Below are 17,831 nucleotides of genomic sequence, written 5' to 3'. Positions count from 1 at the left end.
ACTTACTTTTTATATCATATACCCTACAAGGTATAAATTCAAGTGTTAAATTTAATTTTATTTTTCAACCTAATTACTACCTCCTATAGAAGCTAGTAATTAGGCTTCATCCATTAGACTTTTTATTTAATTATTGAATGTTCTCTGCTAATTAAGAAAAAACAGGTAGTTTTTCTTGATAGATCTTCGTCACATTTTTTTCTAATTCATTACAATCAACTGGTCGACTAAACCAATATCCTTGAAAATTGTCACAACCGAGCTTTTGTAGTATCCGAATGTTAGCCTCTGTTTCTGTGCCCTCTGCAACAACTTTTAATCCAAGTGCTCGACTCATCTCCATAATTGCTTGTACGATTGCAAAATCATTTGGATCTTCATGAATACTTCTAACAAAAGCACGGTCGATCTTCAAACAATCAATTGGAAATTTTTTAAGATAGGATAAGGAGGAGTATCCAATACCAAAATCATCTACAGATAGTTGAATGCCTACTGCTTTTAATTGTTTTAAAACCCGCAAAGATAGTGATAAATCATTCATTAACATATTTTCAGTAATTTCAAATGTTAAACGGTTAGCAGGACATTTTGTCTCGGCTAAGATTGCTTTGACTTTATCCACAAAACCCTCTTCTTCCATTTGTCGATAAGAAATATTAATAGAAGCATTACGCTCCTTACCTTGCTTGATCCATTGAACCATTCCGAGACAAACTTCCTTAATAATCCATTCGCTTATCGGGATTATCAAACCGGTATCTTCAGCAATCGGAATAAATTCACCTGGTGAAATCATTCCTAATGTTCGGTGTTCCCAGCGAATTAATGCTTCGACACCGTCTACATTATTATTTTTGACGTTCACTTGTGGTTGGTACAGCAACTTAAATTCATTTCGATCCAATGCGTGATAAAGATCATTTTGTATCGATATCGACGTATGTGTTCCTTGTGATACTTCATCAAGATAGATGTGATAACGATGTTTTCCTTTTTTACGTGCAGTTTGTAATGCCCATTCAGCTTGAAATCGCATCGTATCTGCTGATTGATCGTTATAATAGACAATTCCAATACTAACGGTCGCGACAAATTCTTGGACATGATAATGCCATGGACCTTCCAAAACTCGTAAAAGCCCCTTCACTTGTCGTTTTAATTCATCTAGATCAGGATACGCTTCTAATAACACAGAGAATTCGGATTCACCAGTACGAGCGATCATGGTTACAGCTAACGACCTTTTCATGACATCTGCTAACTTAGTTAACACTATTTCTTCCGCGCCACCACCATATAGACTACGAATTTCTTTCATTTGATCAAAATCCAACAACAATAAGTTAAAAGGCTTTCTGTTGTTTATTGTTGTTTTGAGCGTCTTTTTAAAATAATAGTTATTTGGTAATTGTGTTAGCGGATCATAATATAATAGACGATTTAATCTATTTTCATATTCCTTTCTCTCGGTAATATCACGCGCTACTAGCAATATTTTAGTTTGTTGTTCTTCACTATCATAAAATTGACTTCCACTAATATCTAATGAATGCCAAGTATCATTAATTGCTTTAAGCTCAACTTCAATCGTATCTGGTCGGCCATATTCCCTTAATATTTCGATAAAAGAAGTTAAGCGACTCAATGATTCTTCCGTTAATGCTTTCTGTACATCGACAAATTTATCAACAGCTCCAAGTAGACGAACATTCGATGGGGAAAAGTATTCTACTTTTAATTGTTCATCTAAGAGACAAATCATATCGGAAGAATTTTCACCAATGAGACGATATCTTCGCTCACTTTTTTGTAGTTTTTCATTATATTGCACATTTTGCATTGCCATTGCGAAAATCGATGAATAACTCTCGAGTACACGTAAATCCAATTCAGTAAAGGGTAAATCAACCTGCTTATACACCTTAAAGATACCTATTGTTTCTCCTTCTTTTGTTTTTATTGGTGTGGACCAAAACGATCGGTAACCATTATTTTTTGCTATTGGCCAAAATGCTTTAAATCTCTCATCTCCTAAAATATCCTCAACTACAAGTGTTTTTTTAGTAAATGTTTCTATCTTTTCTTTATCGCCTAGCTTATCGCCAAAGAAGTCATATACAACTTTTTTAAACGATTCAGTTACTAATGTGGAAGCGAATAATTGATATGTTTCGTTATCCTCATTCATTCGAAGAATAGTACATGGCACGTTTAAATGTCTTTCAATCGTTTGCGTAAATTGCGAAAATATCTCGGAATGGTTTGTAGTCGAGAGCATTGTCTTTACAAAATCTAATTGATTTTTAATTAAGATTGTTTGATTCTTTTTCTCTGTAATATCGTTTTGAATACCAGTAAGGTAGTTCAATTGGTTATTGTCATTAAATATCGGTGTAATTTTTAATTCATTCCAAAAAATCGATCCATCTTTTTTGTAGTTTTGTATTTCTAATTGAATCGACTCTTTTTTGATTAAAGCCTGTTTGATTTTATCTTTTGATTCCTCTGAGGTAGCTTTCCCTTGTAAAAAACGAGGGTTTTTACCAATCACCTCGTTACTTTTATATCCGGTGACTTTTTCAAAACCATCATTTACATAGACAAGTGGATTGTCATTCTTTGAAGGATCGGTAATCATCATACCTGAAGGAGCTTGTTCAAACAAATGACGAAATCGTTCATTTTCGCTAATTACCTGAAAAAGCACTTGTTCTTTCAACAGTCGATGATCTATTTCATCTTGAAGCTTTTTGACTAATTGACGAACCATGAAGAACAATAAAATGGCAGTAGCTAAAACATATATGAAACCTTTGTACGTTTGAATAATTGTTTCCTGTGAAATCGATTGCAATAAATAATCAGAAAAAACAATCCATAGTGTTCCACTAATTAGATATATAGCACTTATTCTTAAAGCAGGTTTCATCGTGCATACACACTCCTTTGACAAACACGCATAATTTCTAATGATTTGAATAGTAGTAAATTCGTTTTACCTCCTTATTTATTCCCTTTAAGTTGAACATTAACACTTTTAAACAATAAAAAGGCCTGCTAAAGGAATTGGTTACCTTTTAGCAAGCCTTTTAGTTAATTTTTTTCTTTCAATGCATCCTTCAAATCATCTCTCGTATTATGTTTCCATATTGGTACTTTTGTATGATAAGCGGAACGTGCCATCATAAAACCGGAAATGGGGGCTGTAAGAAACACAAAAATAATTGTTAATAAAATCTTCCCGCTTATACTATTCTCTGCAAATACAAAGAATAAGAATACACCGATCATAATGCCAATAACACCTAGTGTTGCAGCTTTAGTTGCTGCATTAATACGTGTATATGCATCAGGTAAACGTACAATAGCAATTGCACCTAACAGCATAAACAACGCACCAAGTAGTACAAAAAAACTAATTATTATCTCTGTCAATTACAACACCCCCTTCCATATACTTCGATAAGGCTATTGTTCCTACAAAAGATAAGATACCCAATACTAATACTACATCTACGTATACTAACGTATGTTGAATGATCATTAACATACCAACAAAACCTATCATAGTTACACCTAATAAATCTAAAGCAACAATACGATCAAAAATAGACGGTCCGATAATCATTCGAATGAAACATAATACGATGGCAACAGATAACAACATTAATACGATCCAAGCAACCGTTTCTAGCATTATTCTGTCACCTCCAGAATCCCTTTTTCAAAGGTGGATTTTATACCTGCAATGACAGCTTCTTTACTGTCAATATCTAAGGTATGAATATAGAGCGTTTTTTGATCATCTGAGAAAGCCATTACAAGTGTACCTGGTGTCAATGTTATCAGGCTTGCTAACAGCGTTACTTCTAATCCCGATTTTAATTCTGTTGGATAAGCGATGATCCCAGGATTCATTTTTAATCTTGGTGTTATAATAATTCTTGCAACATCAATATTTGCTATTACCATTTCTTTTAGAAAAAGTATAACTAGTTTAGCAAAAGCGATAATTTTAGAGAAATATATATCAAATTGAAGAAAGCGTCGGAATAAGTATAATAATAAAACACCTATCACATATCCAATAAGAAAGGATGAAAAAGTAAATTGACTTGTTAATAACATCCATATTAACGCTATACTAAGGTTTAATAAGATTTGTAAAGCCATTGCACTACCCCTTTAATTCATGATCTATTTTGAACCTAAGACCGCATTTACATAATTAGCTGGATCTAGAATTTGATCAGCAACACCTAGTGAGTATTGAAATACTGGTTCCGCGAAAAATCCTAAGCAAACTGTTAAAGCTACTAATGGAATAATAGGACGTAATAAGGAAAACATTTCTTTCCTATTTACTTTTTCAACTGGTATAGTTGGTTCTCCCCAAAATGCATACATGAAAATTTTCATCATAGAGAACAAGGTTAAAATACCAACAACTAATGCCACAGTAACAATCACATAACTCTGTTCTTGTATAGCTGACAAAATCAATGCGAATTTACTGAAGAACCCACTAAGTGGCGGAATACCAGCAAGAGACATAGCTGATATAAAGAAAAGCCATCCTACCCATGGATGAGTTTTTAATAAACCACCCATTTTCTTCAAATCTGTCGTTCCAGTAATTTTTTCTGTTGCTCCGGCAAATAGAAACAATGCAGATTTCACAATAATGTGATGTGCAATATAGTAAATAGCACCTGCTAAAGCTAATTGCGTGTAGATGCCTAATCCCATTACCATGTAACCAACTTGACTAATGATATGGTAAGAGAGGATTCGTTTGAAATCAAATTGCGATACAGCACCAAGGACACCAAAAAACATCGTAGCGCCAGCAAGTGCCAAAATAATAGTATGTGTAAACCCTGTATTATGAATGAATATTAATGTAAACATTCTAATGATCGCATAAATACCAACCTTCGTTAGTAAACCACCAAATAACGCAGAGATTGCTGCTGGAGGTCCGTAATATGACTTAGGTAACCAAAAATATAGTGGAAACAAGGCGCCTTTTGCCCCAAAAACAAACAAAAAGACGATCGCAATAACATTTAGAATGCCTTCCTGTCCCATTACTTGAACGCGTTCAGCTAAATCAGCCATATTTAATGTTCCGGTTGTTGCATATAACAATGCGAGTCCCACAAGGAAAAACGCAGATGCAACCATATTCATCACAACATATTTAAAGGATTCACGTAATTGATACCCGGTTCCACCGTGAACAATTAATACATAAGAAGCGATTAACATTACTTCAAAGAAAACAAATAAATTGAATAAATCACCAGTTAGAAATGCGCCATTCACACCTGTAAGTAAGAAAAAGTAGAATGGATAAAAGTAAAATTTCTCTCGTTCGCTATGAATCGTTTTAAATGCGAAGAATAAACAAACCACACCAACTATGCTGGAAAGTAAAACCATCATTGTCGCTAACATATCTGCTACTAGCACAATACCAAATGGTGCACTCCAATCCCCAACTTCTAGCGTGATGATTTGGCTTGCATCGACATATACGATATAGCCTAAGTATATCGCTACGCCTAATTGTGCTATAGCTGCAGTTCCAGCGATCACACGTTGTAATTTATGTTTTTTTGCAAAAAAGATTAATAGCGTGCCAATAAACATTGGCAGCAATATTGGCAGCATTAAAAAATTACTCATCTGATCTTCCCCTTAATTTATCTAAATCATCGGTTTGATGTACTTTATAGGTACGATATGTCATTACTAATAATAATGCTGTCATACCAAAGCTGATAACAATTGCTGTTAAAATTAATGCTTGTGGTAACGGATCTGTGTAACTAGAAGCCTCTTCACCTAATAGCGGAGCTGATCCGACACCAAGTCCACCCATCGTTAAAATGAGAAGATGCGCACCATGTGAGATCAGTACGGTACCTAAGACAACACGGAATAAACTTTTTGTTAAAATTAAATAAGTTGCAACTGAAAACAATATACCAATTAATACGACAATTAAAATTTCCATTAGTCCTCATCCTCCGCAATCGTTGTAATAATTAATAGAGCTACACCAATCACGACGAGAAATACACCAATATCAAACACTAATGCAGTCGTTAACTCTGTTTCACCAAGAATAGGTAGATTTACGTATTCAAAGAATTGGGTTAAGAAGGGATAACCAAACAACGTACTGCTTACTCCTGTCCCCATTGCAATGAGTAATCCTGTACTTATAAAATACGGATAATAAAATGGTAACACTTTCTTGATTGTTTTTAGATCAAAACTAATGTACAACAGTACAATCGCTGATGCTGTCATCAACGCACCAATAAAACCGCCGCCAGGATTACTATGTCCAGCGAATAAAAGATAAAAGGAAAAGGAGAGTACAATGAAAACTGCAATTTGCGTAATTGTATGCAAAGATAAATTATTTTTCATTTTAAACATCTTCCTTTCCACTCATACGTAATTTAATTAATGTTACAACACCTAACGCAGCAATCCCCAATACTAGAATTTCTAGCATCGTATCAAGACCACGAAAGTCAACTAAAATGACGTTAACAATATTATCTCCACCGCCAAGATCATGCGCATTATCGATATAATATTGGGAGATAGACTCAAATGGTTTTTTATTTCCAAATGACAAAGCACTTAAAGCCATGACCGTTACCAACGCACCAACACCAACTGAGATAATAACATTAACCCATTTAAATGTTGGTTTAGACTTTTCTTTTCGTAATTCCGGTAAATGATAGAAACAAAGCAAGAACAATGCAGTTGTTACCGTCTCAACTAATAGTTGAGTTAACGCTAAGTCTGGAGCACGGAATAAAACATAAAATAGAGAAACTAAAAACCCGACAAAACCAACAGATATAATTGCAACCACCTTGTTATTTATGAATGGTACTACTATGACAGCTGCTGTGACAACAGCAACCACAAACCATACATAAAGAGGAATTGGTGCAACATTTATTGTATCAATTGCAAAAGCATTAAATCGATACATCGTATAGAAGGTTAACCCAAGTAAGAAGACATACATGTATACAAAATAATCACGTAACAATCCTGTTATTTGGATATTTGTAATTTTAGCTGCAACAACAACCAACTTCTCTAATAAGTAGTCATAGGCATAGTTGACTGGATCTTTTTGATGCAAGCGTAAATACTGGTATATTTTTTGCCATTTTGGCAGTGTTAAATAAAGCAATAAACCAACTACAATGATACCAATTGTCATATGCAATGGTGCATAATCGATTCCATGCCATGCTGAAATATGAATATCAAAATGTTCCACTCCAGTTAAGGAAGCTGGATAAATCGCTTGAACTGCTGGTTCAATGATACTGTGTGACAATATGTTTGGAAATAGACCAAACAAGACAACAAGACTAGCTAAAATAATTGGTGGGATTAACATACCAATTGGTGCTTCGTGTGGCTTTTTTTCTAATTTTTCAGGCTGATATTTACCTGTGAATGTTTTAAACACAAGAACCATACAGTAGATAAAGGTAAACACACTTGCTACCCAAGCAATTACCGGGAATAATATACCAAATGTTTGCATATTAAAGTCAGCAATTTCGGTAGCGTTTAACATTGTAGCTAAGAACATTTCTTTACTTAAGAAACCATTAAACGGATAAATTCCTGCCATTGAAAAAGCACCAATAATCGAAAGGGTGAAGGTAATTGGCATAAAGGTCATTAAACCACCCAATTTCCGAATATCCCTTGTGCCTGTTTCATGGTCAACAATACCAGCAACCATAAATAAACTACCTTTAAAGGTCGAGTGGTTAATCAAGTGGAAGATCGCAGCAACTGTTGCAGCGGTATAACCAGCTTCATAACCGTAGTATGCAGCAGCAGAGCCAACCCCTAACATACTCATAAGCATTCCTAATTGACTGATCGTTGAGTATGCTAAAATCGATTTCAAATCTGTTTGTCGAACTGCGTTAAATGAACCCCACAGTAAGGTTAATAGACCAACACCTGAAACGATCCAGAACCATTCAGGGGCACCTGAGAAAACAGGACTTAATCGAGCAACAAGATAGATGCCCATTTTAACCATTGTTGCAGAGTGCAAATATGCACTAACTGGTGTTGGTGCTTCCATCGCATCCGGTAACCAAATATGAAATGGAAACTGTGCCGACTTGGTAAATGCACCTAGAAGGATAAGTAACATAGCAGGGATAAACAAATTACTAGCTGCTACAACGTCTGCTTGTGCAATAATTTCAGTTATTGTAAATGTTCCTGTCATAACATATAACAAGGCGAAACCAGCGAGCATTGCAAAACCACCGGTCACGGTTATGAGCATTGACTTCTGTGCACCATAACGGGATTTCTCTCTGTGATGCCAATAACCAATTAATAAAGATGATGACAAACTTGTCAGTTCCCAAAATACATACATAACCATTAGATTTCCAGATAATACAACACCGAGCATCGCACCCATGAACATTAATAAATAGAAATAAAAATTATGGAGTGCTTCCCCTTTTTTGGTTAAATAGAAAATGGAATATAAAACAACAAGTGCACCTATTCCCGTAATCAATAACCCAAACAGTAAGGACAAACCATCTAAACGTATATCAAAGTTTATACCGAGTGACGGTACCCAAGTTAATTTCCTAACAACAACTTCACCTGCTGAAAGTGTCGGAATAAAACTTATTAGATAGGCAAATAAAATAGTTGGTAAAATTAAAACAAACCAACCCGTGTGAATTTTTGGTATTTTGTTGTACAACAACGGCACAATTAATGCAAATAAAAACGGTACGATAATTGCAATATGTAATGCAGACAAGTGTCTAGACCTCCTCAAATTAAAAACGTTTATTTTTCATAAAGTAGTAATCGATTATTTTATGAATCCTCTTTATATCAAACAATATAAAAAAGTATACATGATTTATTTTTCACTAGCAATTAGTTAACATGCATATGCATTGCATTTTAGACTTCATTATTAAATATGAAGAAACACAGCATAAAAATCTTTTATTTTTTTTTATGTTTTTTCATTACGCAACAATGTAAGCGTTATGCATTACATAAATAAACCCGATCAGCAAGCTGATCGGATTTTTGAAACTTACAATTTAAAACGAGCAGTAACTTTATTTAAACTATCCGCTAGTTTTGCTAATTTACCTGAACTATTTGCAACTTCTTCCATCGATGTACTTGTTTGTTCGATCGAAGCTGCTGTTTCTTGAATTCCTGCTGCTGATTCTTCCGAAACGGAAGCAATTTCTTCAATTGCATTATTCATTGTATCACTATTTTGGTTTATTAATTCTAAATTATTCGAAATATCACGAATACCTGTAGCCATACCATTTAATTCACTGTGCATCTGTTTAAATGTTTCTCCAGTTGAAGTAACTTGGCTCATACCTTTTTCAACTTCTTTATGCCCACCTTCAAGCGAAGACGTTACTAATTTAGTTTCTTTTTGAATATTCCCTACTATGCCTGTAATATCCGTTACAGAAACGCCAACTTGCTCTGCTAACTTACGAACTTCATCCGCAACAACTGCGAACCCTTTTCCATGTTCACCTGCACGAGCAGCTTCAATTGCTGCATTTAAAGCTAATAAATTTGTTTGCTCTGCAATGTCTTTGATAACACTTACTAGTTTTGAAATTTCTTTTGATTGCGTATCCAATCCTTTAACCTGATTAACTGCTTCTGTCACAACATCAAATATCGAACGCATTTGCTCAATCGAGCTATTCATTGATTGACTACCTTCTGTTGTTAACGTAATGACTTGTTGTGAAGCTTGATATACATCTTCACCTTTCTTATTAGCATCTTGAATTTTAGTTGAGAAATCTGCCATTGAACTCGCAAGGTCTGTTGTTGTATCAGCTTGTGATTCAGCACCAGATGATAATTCTTCCATTGTCGTAGCAACTTGATCACTTGCTTCTCGCACCTCATTAGAAGATTGTGTCAGCTCTTCACTTTGACTTGCGACAGCTCCAGAAACTTCTTGAATTTCAGCAACAATTTCTGTTAAATTCACTTGCATTTGATTCATAGCCTCAATCAACTGGCCAACTTCATCCTGTGAAGTAACTTCTAACGGTTCTATTGATAAATTACCACTCGCAATTTCATTCATTTGTTCATTAACACGCTTAATTGGCTTCGTAATAATTTTAGCTATAAATAATGCAATGATTACAGCAATTATGAAAAGTGTTATACCAATAACAATACCTACTGTACTGTTTGCTTTATTTTGAACTAAAAGCTCATTACCAGCTTCTCTAATGAGGTTTTCTCTTGTTTCTACTAAAGAAATAAAACCCATTACAATTTCTTGTCCCATTGGCTCTACAGTACTTTTAAAATACGCCTGTGCTTCTACTTCATTTCCTTGATCATATAATGTAAATACATTCTCTTCAATTAAAGCTCGCCATTCCTTGCTAGCAGCAATCAACTGTTTTAATTCATCTGAATCGCTATAATTTAAGGCCTCTTCTTGTAATGCAACACTTTCTTCAGTAAGTTGATTAAACAAATCTTTATATAGTGGATCCCCATATAAAAAATATGCACGTGCAAATCCTGTTCGTTGAACTATATTAAATTTTAATTGCTCATCTGCAATTAATAATGGCAATTGATGATCTGTAATATCCTCTGTATCTGTCTGCATAATATTTGAAGAAATAATATTATAAGCACTATAACCAAAGATTAATACGATAATAATTGAAAAACCAAGTAAAATTTTAGTTCGAATCGATTTAAATTGTGTTAATTTCTTCATTTTATACTCCCCTTTATTTTTATATTAATTTGTTTTGTTTTGACTTTACTATTATCGGTCGCGATTTATAAAAATGTATAGTTTTTTAAATGTTTTTCTTTCTTTTTCGACATATAATCGACAAATAACTATTTTTATGTACTTTTATAGAAATTATGATAAACTATCCCCATCTTTTTTAAGACAAATTTAGCATACCTAAAATACAGAATAGGAAAGGAATAGATCATGACTACATTTCAGATAATTAAATCTATCAACAAACTAGATCACTTTATTAACCAAAATAACCTAGCTTTTCTCTATATTTCAAAGCAGAATTGCAGTGTTTGTCATAGTTTATTACCGCAAGTAGAAGCTATTATGAGAAGGTATCCAGAAATCGCACTTGGACATGTAGCGGTGGATCAATTGCCTGAAGTTGCTGGCAAGTTTTCTATTTTCACTGTCCCTGTTCTACTGTTATTTGTAGATGGAAAAGAATATTTACGAGAAGCAAGGATCGTCCAACTTGAATTGTTTGAAGAACGATTACAGAAAATCTATCAGGGGGTAACCGAATAGTTTTATTATATTTAGACGCAGTCATTATCCTATTTTTATATTTACTAGATATCTATCTCAATCCTTTCCTATTCTATTGCGTATAGTAAAGTATCTTCAATAGAAGGGAGGAATTAACTTGAGTACTAATCTAAATACAGAATTTGATCAATGTGTATGTGACATTGTCCAACAAATTGTCGATGCACAAGATGAAGTTGCGAATAATAATAATCATTGCGTAACGAGTTGTGAACAGTCTATACAACAATTACTTTCACCACAAACACAAACGGTAAATGGTACTAATACAACGATACCTTTCATTCTTTATTGTCAAGATTGTAAACCTTTTATTGGTAATGGTGTCTTTCAAGATGAGCTAGGAAAGTCAGGCAACACTTATTTTGGGTGTGTCGAAACACCTATCTTCCGCGCGAAGAAATTTGTCGAAGGTAGTGAATGCTGTGTCAAACTAGAACTATTACTTCCAGTTACAGCTGGTGGATCTACTCCATGTCCGGGTGGTCGTGATGTATGTGATTATTTCCCTGGTAATAGTATTAAAGATTTCCAATCTACCGGTATCTGCATAACAGTAGATTTAAATTGTTTTTGTAGTATCACTTGTCTTGATCCAATTACTCCTCTTCCTGTTTCTTCATTTACTATGCACGAAAAAGACTAAGTTTATTTTTAATAGGGCGCTCTACTTGAGCACCCTATTAAAAATAAACTATTTAAGGGATCTCAATTAAATCTTTTGATGTAATCATACCTATTAACGTTTCTTCTAGCTTACCATTTTCCGTGATCAGCAATGCGTCAAGTTGTTTTGTTTCTTTTATTTGCTCTAGGAAATAGTGCTCGGCTTGATATATACTCATTGATTTACTAATGAACTTATAATTGTGTGCTCTATCATCATCTTTTATGACCTCATATGCTGCGGTTTGAAATAAATGATCTGCATTTCCTTTTGCATGTCTCGCTAACCAATGCGTGATACCTTTATCTGTTAACAAGCCAATGAATTCCTTGTCACGATAAACAGGAAATTGGGAATAGTCTGTTTCGCGGATAACCTGTAAAACATCATTTAAAGTAGCCTCTGCTTGAATTTGACGCATTTCCTTAAAGAACCTAGGTATTACTAATTCTGGTGCAGTCAGCTTCTCTTTTATTTTTTCCATTCTTTCGACTACATCATCGTGTGGCTCCGCAATCGCATAATTGGTATCGGTTCGTTCATGAATAATAGCATTCCGTAGCTCTGCATATTCTAATAAATCGTCTTGATACCGATCTACTATCGCATTTGACCTTTTTAACAATTGAACAGATCGATAAAAAGAAAGGTGTCTTTTTTCATTAATTGCTTTATCAAAAAAAGCTTCAATTTTATTAAAAGCAATAATAAATCGTTCCGAGTTTTTCATTAACTTGTACTCCTCTCAGTAGAACTTTATTTGCTTACACTTTACACGTCAGAAACAAAGAAAACAAATACTGTGTGTAAAATCTCAGGTTGATGGTTGAACATATGTACAAATAGTTGTATGATAAAATTGTATAATACTTCACAGACTTTGGAAAAGAATAAATGACATAAAATTCTATAGGTTTTCAGGTGATAAAATGGAAATGGAAGCATTAAAACAAGTTGAAGAACTAGCATTAAAGAAGCAAAAAACGTTTCAACATAGTCGTTTGATCTATCTCATTCGGGCTGCATTGGCAAGCATGTTTATTGGTTTTGGTGTTATTGTTGCCTTTAAAACAGGAAATTATTTTTATCTTGAAGGTTCTCCTTTTGCTTATCCTTTGGCCGCTATTACATTTGGTGCTGCGATTATTTTAATTGTTTATGGCGGTGGAGATTTATTTACAGGTAATACGTTTTATTTTACGATAACAGCTTTAAACAAAAAAATGCACTGGATAACTGTCTTCCGTATGTGGGGAGCAACATATGCAGGTAATATTATTGGTGCAATTGGCTTTGCGATCTTTATTTATGCAACTGGTCTTTTTGCAGATAGCTCTGTTAATACATATTTACTGGATGCGGCAGCCAAGAAAATGCACATTCCTTTTTGGGAACTCTTTTTTCGGGGAATATTGTGTAATTGGCTTATCTGTCTCGCCTTTTTCATTCCGATGAAAATGAAAGGAGATGGCGCAAAATTATTTACAATGATGCTTTTCGTATTCGGATTTTTCATTTCTGGGTATGAACATAGTATTGCAAATATGTGTACATTTGCGATTGCATTAGTATTAGACCATCCTGATACTATTTCTATTAGTGGTGCTATTTTTAACTTAATACCTGTCACAATTGGTAACATTATTGGTGGACATTTCTTAATGGGTTGGGTATATCATTATATTAATAAGCCCTATATGGACGTGAAATAGCAGTAAAAAATCTCGTTACGTTCACTATCAAAATAGGATACAACCGACTAATAGTAAAGAGGTCACACAAATTGTGTGACCTCTTTTTTTTAGCTCTTTTCTATCATATTGCTTAGATTTAATATAACTAACTCAACTTACTCAGTTAAAAATTAAACGCTAATCGTTTGCTGTATTGTGTTTGGATTATATTTATTCTATTACGTACATTCTTTAAAAAGGTCTGATTTCTAAAAGGTTGTTGTCAATGAAAGAATTAACATAGCAATTACCTTTTACCAGAGTATATATCAACTGTGACGTAACATTTTGGTCTTACTCGCTACGCAAACAAATGCTTTCCCTTTCCACGGGCACGGCCTCAGCTAACTTAATAAAGCAAATGTTTTCGGTGGGCCGAGTAATCGCAGGTCCAAAGAACGCTTTATTAAGTGGATCTTCGGCTCGTGGGATTGCGATTACTCATCCCATCAAAAACATTCGCTGTTCCCGTAGGAGTGTCAAGCATTTGCTTCCTTCGCTAATTAGTGGAACTATTTTTAAGCGTAAGACACAGAATCAATCGAAATATTTTCAAGAGACTAATGACTAATGTGTTTATTTGTAGTTCATAAAATGTGTAAAGACAAAACTAGCGGATCAAGTGAAATTGGCGACACTCCTGCAGGAAGGAACAGCGTGAGCTGAAGATCCACTCGGAAAGCGTACTGTGCTTATCCGAGTTAGCTGAAGCCGTGCCTGCGGAAAGGGAGTCAATTTCATTTGAGGAGCGGGTAAGAACTTTATGCCTCTTACCACAGAGTTCTACTTATTCGATGTTACTTCTAAAAATAAAAAGAGCATATTCCACTACTATGCATTGCAAGTTAGCGAAAGACATGTTACGCTATTATGTATAACAAGTTACTGATAAAGGCAGATGATTTTTTTGGCAATTCGAAGTCAATTATATAAAGGAATTTTAGAAGGATGCATTTTAGCAATTATTTCGCGACAAACAGTCTACGGTTACGAATTATCGATTAAATTGGAAGAACAAGGCCTAGAAGTCAGTGAGGGATCAATTTATCCAATTTTATTACGTTTACAAAAAGAGAAATTAATTGCGGGTGAAATGCGTAAGTCAGTTAGTGGTCCTAATCGAAAATATTACACCTTAACAGAATCAGGCAATGTTGCACTTAAACTATTTAAACAGAACTGGGAGATGATTAAATCACCCGTTGATCAACTATTAAAGGAAGATGGTGAATTTTGATGCACGTAAAAGACTTAATTGAAGAAAACAATCAAAAACGCAAACAGTTAAATGATGAAAATTTATATTATTATGAAGAAATGCTTGTATATATTCGACTCTCCTATGATAAATCCGAACAAGCAACAGAGGAAATATTAACGGAGCTACTCGATCATTTACTAATAGCTCAGGATCAGGGGCGGCCAGCTGAAGATATCTTCAGTGATAATCCGAAACAATATGCATATGAGATCGTAGGCGAATTACCAAAAATGGTCACGAAAGAACGAATTACTTTTGTTAGTACTGGAATTTTGTCGTTTTTAGCTGCACTTATTTTTGCCTCTAGTATTATAAGAGTTGTGTTATTTTATATCTTTGGCATTGGTGAAGCGCTTAGAACTACCTATCTTCCATCCATTCTGATACAAGGTGTACTTTCCGTCTTGCTGGCTTTATTATTTATTTGGCTATGTGTTCAGTATCTACGTTGGAGTGCATTTAAAAAAATTCATAAGGTGAAAGAGTTTTTTATTCTCTGGCTAGTTAGTACAATTTCGATAAGTACTTTGTTTGCTGTCTTTTTTCTTATTCCTGATTTTGGTATCGCAATTAACATACCTTATTGGGTTCTTCTAATCGCAAGTCTAGGTTTATTTCTTATTAATTGGCGTTTGATAAAAAAATAAAAGTATAGATTAATGAAACGATTTACCTTTTCCTTCCGTATATATAGTAGACTAATTTTTCTAGAGAGGAAGATATTTTTTGAGACAATCACCAAAAGAACGGATTGCAAAAGATGCAATTAAAGCTTGGCAATTAAATGCTACTCTAATGGCACTCATTCCACTTATTGTTACGATTGCTTTATTTGTTTTAGCTAATATTTTTTCATTTTCTTATTGGTACGCAATTGGTTTATTGGTAATAACCATAGTAGAGAGCATCGTCACTATTTTCTTTATTCCGAAAATACGTTGGAACAGGTGGCGATATCAAATCTATGATCAAGAGATTTATATTCAACATGGTATTATTATTGTCACACGTACACTTGTACCGATGATTCGCGTCCAACACGTCGATACTAAGCAAGGACCAATTTTAAAAAGGTACGGTTTATCAAGTCTAACGATTTCAACTGCAGCAACAACACATGAGATACCAGCATTACTTGAAGAGGAAGCATCCGCATTACGCGATCAAATTTCTGAATTAGCGAGGGTGGAGCAAGATGATGTCTGAACCAAAAAGACTACATCCAGCGGCAATTATTTTTCGTGCAATAAACACGATAAGACAATCTATCTTTGGCTTACTTCCGATTATTTTAATAGCTTCTAATGATGGATTCTTCAAGTATGTCATACTAGGCGTTATCGTTTTAACTATTGTTTTCATCGTTTTGAACGTCATAGGTTGGATGAAATTCACTTATCAGCTTGACGAAGATCAATTACGGATTGAACAAGGTATTTTCATTCGTAAAAAAAGGACGATTTCTAAACATAGAATTCAATCGATAGATCTATCACAGAATATTATCCACCGTATTTTCGGATTAACCAAAGTACAAATTGAAACGGCTGGTAGTGATCAAGATGTTGATGCGGCACTAAGTGCGGTTACATTTACGGAAGGTCAATGGTTGCATGATCAATTAAAAGCAAAGCGACCTACTACAACTAATAGTGAAGAGAAACTCGTTGAAGACGACACAAAGTCTGAGGGGGATTATCCATCTCGAACAATTTCATTTCGCAAATTATTTATTGCAGGAACAACATCTGGAAGTTTTGGAATTATTTTAGCATTACTAGCTTTTCTTTCATCTCAGGTTGAAACACTTATTCCAGATAAATTCTACCAAGAAACAACCACTTGGCTTATATCACAAGCGATTGAAACAATTGTGCTATTATCGATCCTATTCTTTATTGGCGTTTGGCTAGTTGGTATATTAGGTACGATGATAAAATATGGAAATTTCACAATTACGAGATATGAAGAGGAGTTATATATTACGCGCGGATTGTTAGAAAAGAAACAGACAACTATTCCGTTGAAACGTATTCAAGCTGTCGGTATCACACAATCTATTATTCGCCAACCGCTAGGATTAGCAACAATTTTTGTTGAGATTGCAGGTGGGGAAACAGATAAACAAGAAGGAACAAATACGATTCTGTTTCCTCTATTAAGCAAAAATAAGATACACGACTTTTTAGATGAAATAATCCCAGAGTATAGTGATCTACCTGAGAACTATACAGCCTTACCAAAACGGGCATTACCTTACTATCTTTTACGTTCAACTTGGATTCCCATACTTGCATCAATTGCTGTAGGTATCTTCTTTATCGATTGGATATGGATTCCACTTATCATATTAGCTTTATCTATTCTGTTAGGTATCCTGACTCACCGCACAACTGGTTTCAAGCTTACCGAATCCATGTTAACACTGCAGATGCGTCAGTTATCAAAAGAAACGATTATGCTAAAGCAAAAGCGTATTCAAGCTTTTGAAAAGAAGCAGCACATACTTCATCGCGAACAAGGGCTGGCCACTTTAAAAGGCTCTATCCTTAATAATTTTTTTGGGAGAAACTATATATTAGCTGAGCTTGAAGAAGAAGATGTCGATCGAATTGGAGATTGGTATTCTTATAATAATGAGTTCAAAAAGCCAACAAAATAGAAGTAAGCAGTTCGAGGCGATGAAATTTCTGAAGACTGCAAGAAAGACCAACAAAGAGGTTTGCATGATTT

General features: G+C 34.4%; 17 protein-coding genes. 7 read left to right on the top strand and 10 right to left on the bottom strand.

Features of this window, described 5'->3' with window-relative positions:
• Positions 1-151: 151 nt before the first annotated feature.
• The 9 genes from DM447_RS07305 to DM447_RS07265 all read right to left on the bottom strand — a co-directional run bounded on the left by DM447_RS07305 (position 152) and on the right by DM447_RS07265 (position 10,852).
• Positions 152-2,932, bottom strand: a complete 2,781-nt coding sequence (locus tag DM447_RS07305; protein WP_112180590.1) for an EAL domain-containing protein — start codon at positions 2,930-2,932, stop codon at positions 152-154.
• Positions 2,933-3,096: 164 nt separating this feature from the next.
• Positions 3,097-3,438 carry a monovalent cation/H(+) antiporter subunit G gene (gene mnhG, locus DM447_RS07300; protein ID WP_112180589.1) on the bottom strand — a complete coding sequence of 114 codons (342 nt, stop codon included), beginning with the start codon at positions 3,436-3,438 and terminating at the stop codon, positions 3,097-3,099.
• Complete coding sequence (locus DM447_RS07295) at positions 3,419-3,700, bottom strand: Na(+)/H(+) antiporter subunit F1 (RefSeq protein ID WP_112180588.1); 282 nt, start codon at positions 3,698-3,700, stop codon at positions 3,419-3,421. The genes mnhG and DM447_RS07295 overlap by 20 nt, the downstream gene beginning before the upstream one ends.
• On the bottom strand, positions 3,700-4,176 hold the full coding sequence (locus tag DM447_RS07290) for a Na+/H+ antiporter subunit E (RefSeq protein ID WP_112180587.1): 477 nt from the start codon (positions 4,174-4,176) through the stop codon (positions 3,700-3,702). The genes DM447_RS07295 and DM447_RS07290 overlap by 1 nt, the downstream gene beginning before the upstream one ends.
• Before the next feature lie 24 nt (positions 4,177-4,200).
• Positions 4,201-5,694, bottom strand: coding sequence for a Na+/H+ antiporter subunit D (locus tag DM447_RS07285; protein WP_112180586.1), 1,494 nt, complete (start codon positions 5,692-5,694; stop codon positions 4,201-4,203).
• A complete protein-coding gene (locus tag DM447_RS07280; protein WP_112180585.1) occupies positions 5,687-6,025 on the bottom strand; it encodes a Na(+)/H(+) antiporter subunit C in 339 nt (112 codons plus the stop codon). The genes DM447_RS07285 and DM447_RS07280 overlap by 8 nt, the downstream gene beginning before the upstream one ends.
• Positions 6,025-6,447 (bottom strand): Na(+)/H(+) antiporter subunit B, encoded by a 423-nt coding sequence (locus DM447_RS07275; protein WP_112180584.1) that lies wholly within the window; start codon positions 6,445-6,447, stop codon positions 6,025-6,027. The genes DM447_RS07280 and DM447_RS07275 overlap by 1 nt, the downstream gene beginning before the upstream one ends.
• Before the next feature lies 1 nt (position 6,448).
• Complete coding sequence (locus DM447_RS07270) at positions 6,449-8,866, bottom strand: Na+/H+ antiporter subunit A (protein ID WP_112180583.1); 2,418 nt, start codon at positions 8,864-8,866, stop codon at positions 6,449-6,451.
• Between the two features lie 288 nt (positions 8,867-9,154).
• Positions 9,155-10,852, bottom strand: a complete 1,698-nt coding sequence (locus tag DM447_RS07265; RefSeq protein WP_112180582.1) for a methyl-accepting chemotaxis protein — start codon at positions 10,850-10,852, stop codon at positions 9,155-9,157.
• A gap of 228 nt (positions 10,853-11,080) precedes the next feature.
• On the opposite strand from DM447_RS07265, the gene DM447_RS07260 reads away from it, so the two are divergent.
• Both DM447_RS07260 and DM447_RS07255 read left to right on the top strand, forming a co-directional pair.
• On the top strand, positions 11,081-11,416 hold the full coding sequence (locus DM447_RS07260) for a thioredoxin family protein (protein WP_112180581.1): 336 nt from the start codon (positions 11,081-11,083) through the stop codon (positions 11,414-11,416).
• A gap of 118 nt (positions 11,417-11,534) precedes the next feature.
• Positions 11,535-12,083 (top strand): CotY/CotZ family spore coat protein, encoded by a 549-nt coding sequence (locus tag DM447_RS07255; RefSeq protein ID WP_232824250.1) that lies wholly within the window; start codon positions 11,535-11,537, stop codon positions 12,081-12,083.
• 52 nt (positions 12,084-12,135) lie between these two features.
• On the opposite strand, the gene DM447_RS07250 is transcribed toward DM447_RS07255, so the two are convergent.
• The gene (locus tag DM447_RS07250) at positions 12,136-12,834 is read right to left on the bottom strand and encodes a CBS domain-containing protein (RefSeq protein WP_112180579.1); all 699 of its coding nucleotides are present in this window, start codon (positions 12,832-12,834) and stop codon (positions 12,136-12,138) included.
• 199 nt (positions 12,835-13,033) lie between these two features.
• On the opposite strand from DM447_RS07250, the gene DM447_RS07245 reads away from it, so the two are divergent.
• The 5 genes from DM447_RS07245 (at position 13,034) to DM447_RS07225 (ending at position 17,760) form a co-directional block, all read left to right on the top strand.
• Positions 13,034-13,816: a formate/nitrite transporter family protein gene (locus DM447_RS07245; RefSeq protein ID WP_112180578.1), complete on the top strand. Its 783-nt coding sequence runs from the start codon at positions 13,034-13,036 to the stop codon at positions 13,814-13,816.
• Between the two features lie 928 nt (positions 13,817-14,744).
• Positions 14,745-15,074 (top strand): PadR family transcriptional regulator, encoded by a 330-nt coding sequence (locus DM447_RS07240; protein ID WP_112180577.1) that lies wholly within the window; start codon positions 14,745-14,747, stop codon positions 15,072-15,074.
• The gene (locus tag DM447_RS07235; protein WP_112180576.1) at positions 15,074-15,745 is read left to right on the top strand and encodes a DUF1129 family protein; all 672 of its coding nucleotides are present in this window, start codon (positions 15,074-15,076) and stop codon (positions 15,743-15,745) included. The genes DM447_RS07240 and DM447_RS07235 overlap by 1 nt, the downstream gene beginning before the upstream one ends.
• Positions 15,746-15,824: 79 nt before the next feature.
• Positions 15,825-16,304, top strand: coding sequence for a PH domain-containing protein (locus DM447_RS07230; RefSeq protein ID WP_112180575.1), 480 nt, complete (start codon positions 15,825-15,827; stop codon positions 16,302-16,304).
• A complete protein-coding gene (locus DM447_RS07225; protein ID WP_232824286.1) occupies positions 16,297-17,760 on the top strand; it encodes a PH domain-containing protein in 1,464 nt (487 codons plus the stop codon). The genes DM447_RS07230 and DM447_RS07225 overlap by 8 nt, the downstream gene beginning before the upstream one ends.
• The last annotated feature ends 71 nt before the right edge of the window (positions 17,761-17,831 follow it).

Source organism: Paraliobacillus zengyii (genome assembly GCF_003268595.1).
Lineage (GTDB): Bacteria > Bacillota > Bacilli > Bacillales > Amphibacillaceae > Paraliobacillus_A > Paraliobacillus_A zengyii.
This window is presented reverse-complemented; position numbering and strand designations above follow the sequence as displayed.

Bases quoted from the DNA above. Each gene is read 5' to 3' on its own strand.
- DM447_RS07285 (WP_112180586.1), bottom strand. From the start codon at position 5,694: ATGAGTAATTTTTTAATGCTGCCAATATTGCTGCCAATGTTTATTGGC.
- DM447_RS07280 (WP_112180585.1), bottom strand. From the start codon at position 6,025: ATGGAAATTTTAATTGTCGTATTAATTGGTATATTGTTTTCAGTTGCA.
- DM447_RS07260 (WP_112180581.1), top strand. From the start codon at position 11,081: ATGACTACATTTCAGATAATTAAATCTATCAACAAACTAGATCACTTT.
- DM447_RS07295 (WP_112180588.1), bottom strand. From the start codon at position 3,700: ATGCTAGAAACGGTTGCTTGGATCGTATTAATGTTGTTATCTGTTGCC.
- DM447_RS07305 (WP_112180590.1), bottom strand. From the start codon at position 2,932: ATGAAACCTGCTTTAAGAATAAGTGCTATATATCTAATTAGTGGAACA.
- DM447_RS07235 (WP_112180576.1), top strand. From the start codon at position 15,074: ATGCACGTAAAAGACTTAATTGAAGAAAACAATCAAAAACGCAAACAG.
- DM447_RS07250 (WP_112180579.1), bottom strand. From the start codon at position 12,834: ATGAAAAACTCGGAACGATTTATTATTGCTTTTAATAAAATTGAAGCT.
- DM447_RS07265 (WP_112180582.1), bottom strand. From the start codon at position 10,852: ATGAAGAAATTAACACAATTTAAATCGATTCGAACTAAAATTTTACTT.
- DM447_RS07290 (WP_112180587.1), bottom strand. From the start codon at position 4,176: ATGGCTTTACAAATCTTATTAAACCTTAGTATAGCGTTAATATGGATG.
- DM447_RS07275 (WP_112180584.1), bottom strand. From the start codon at position 6,447: ATGAAAAATAATTTATCTTTGCATACAATTACGCAAATTGCAGTTTTC.
- DM447_RS07225 (WP_232824286.1), top strand. From the start codon at position 16,297: ATGTCTGAACCAAAAAGACTACATCCAGCGGCAATTATTTTTCGTGCA.
- DM447_RS07245 (WP_112180578.1), top strand. From the start codon at position 13,034: ATGGAAATGGAAGCATTAAAACAAGTTGAAGAACTAGCATTAAAGAAG.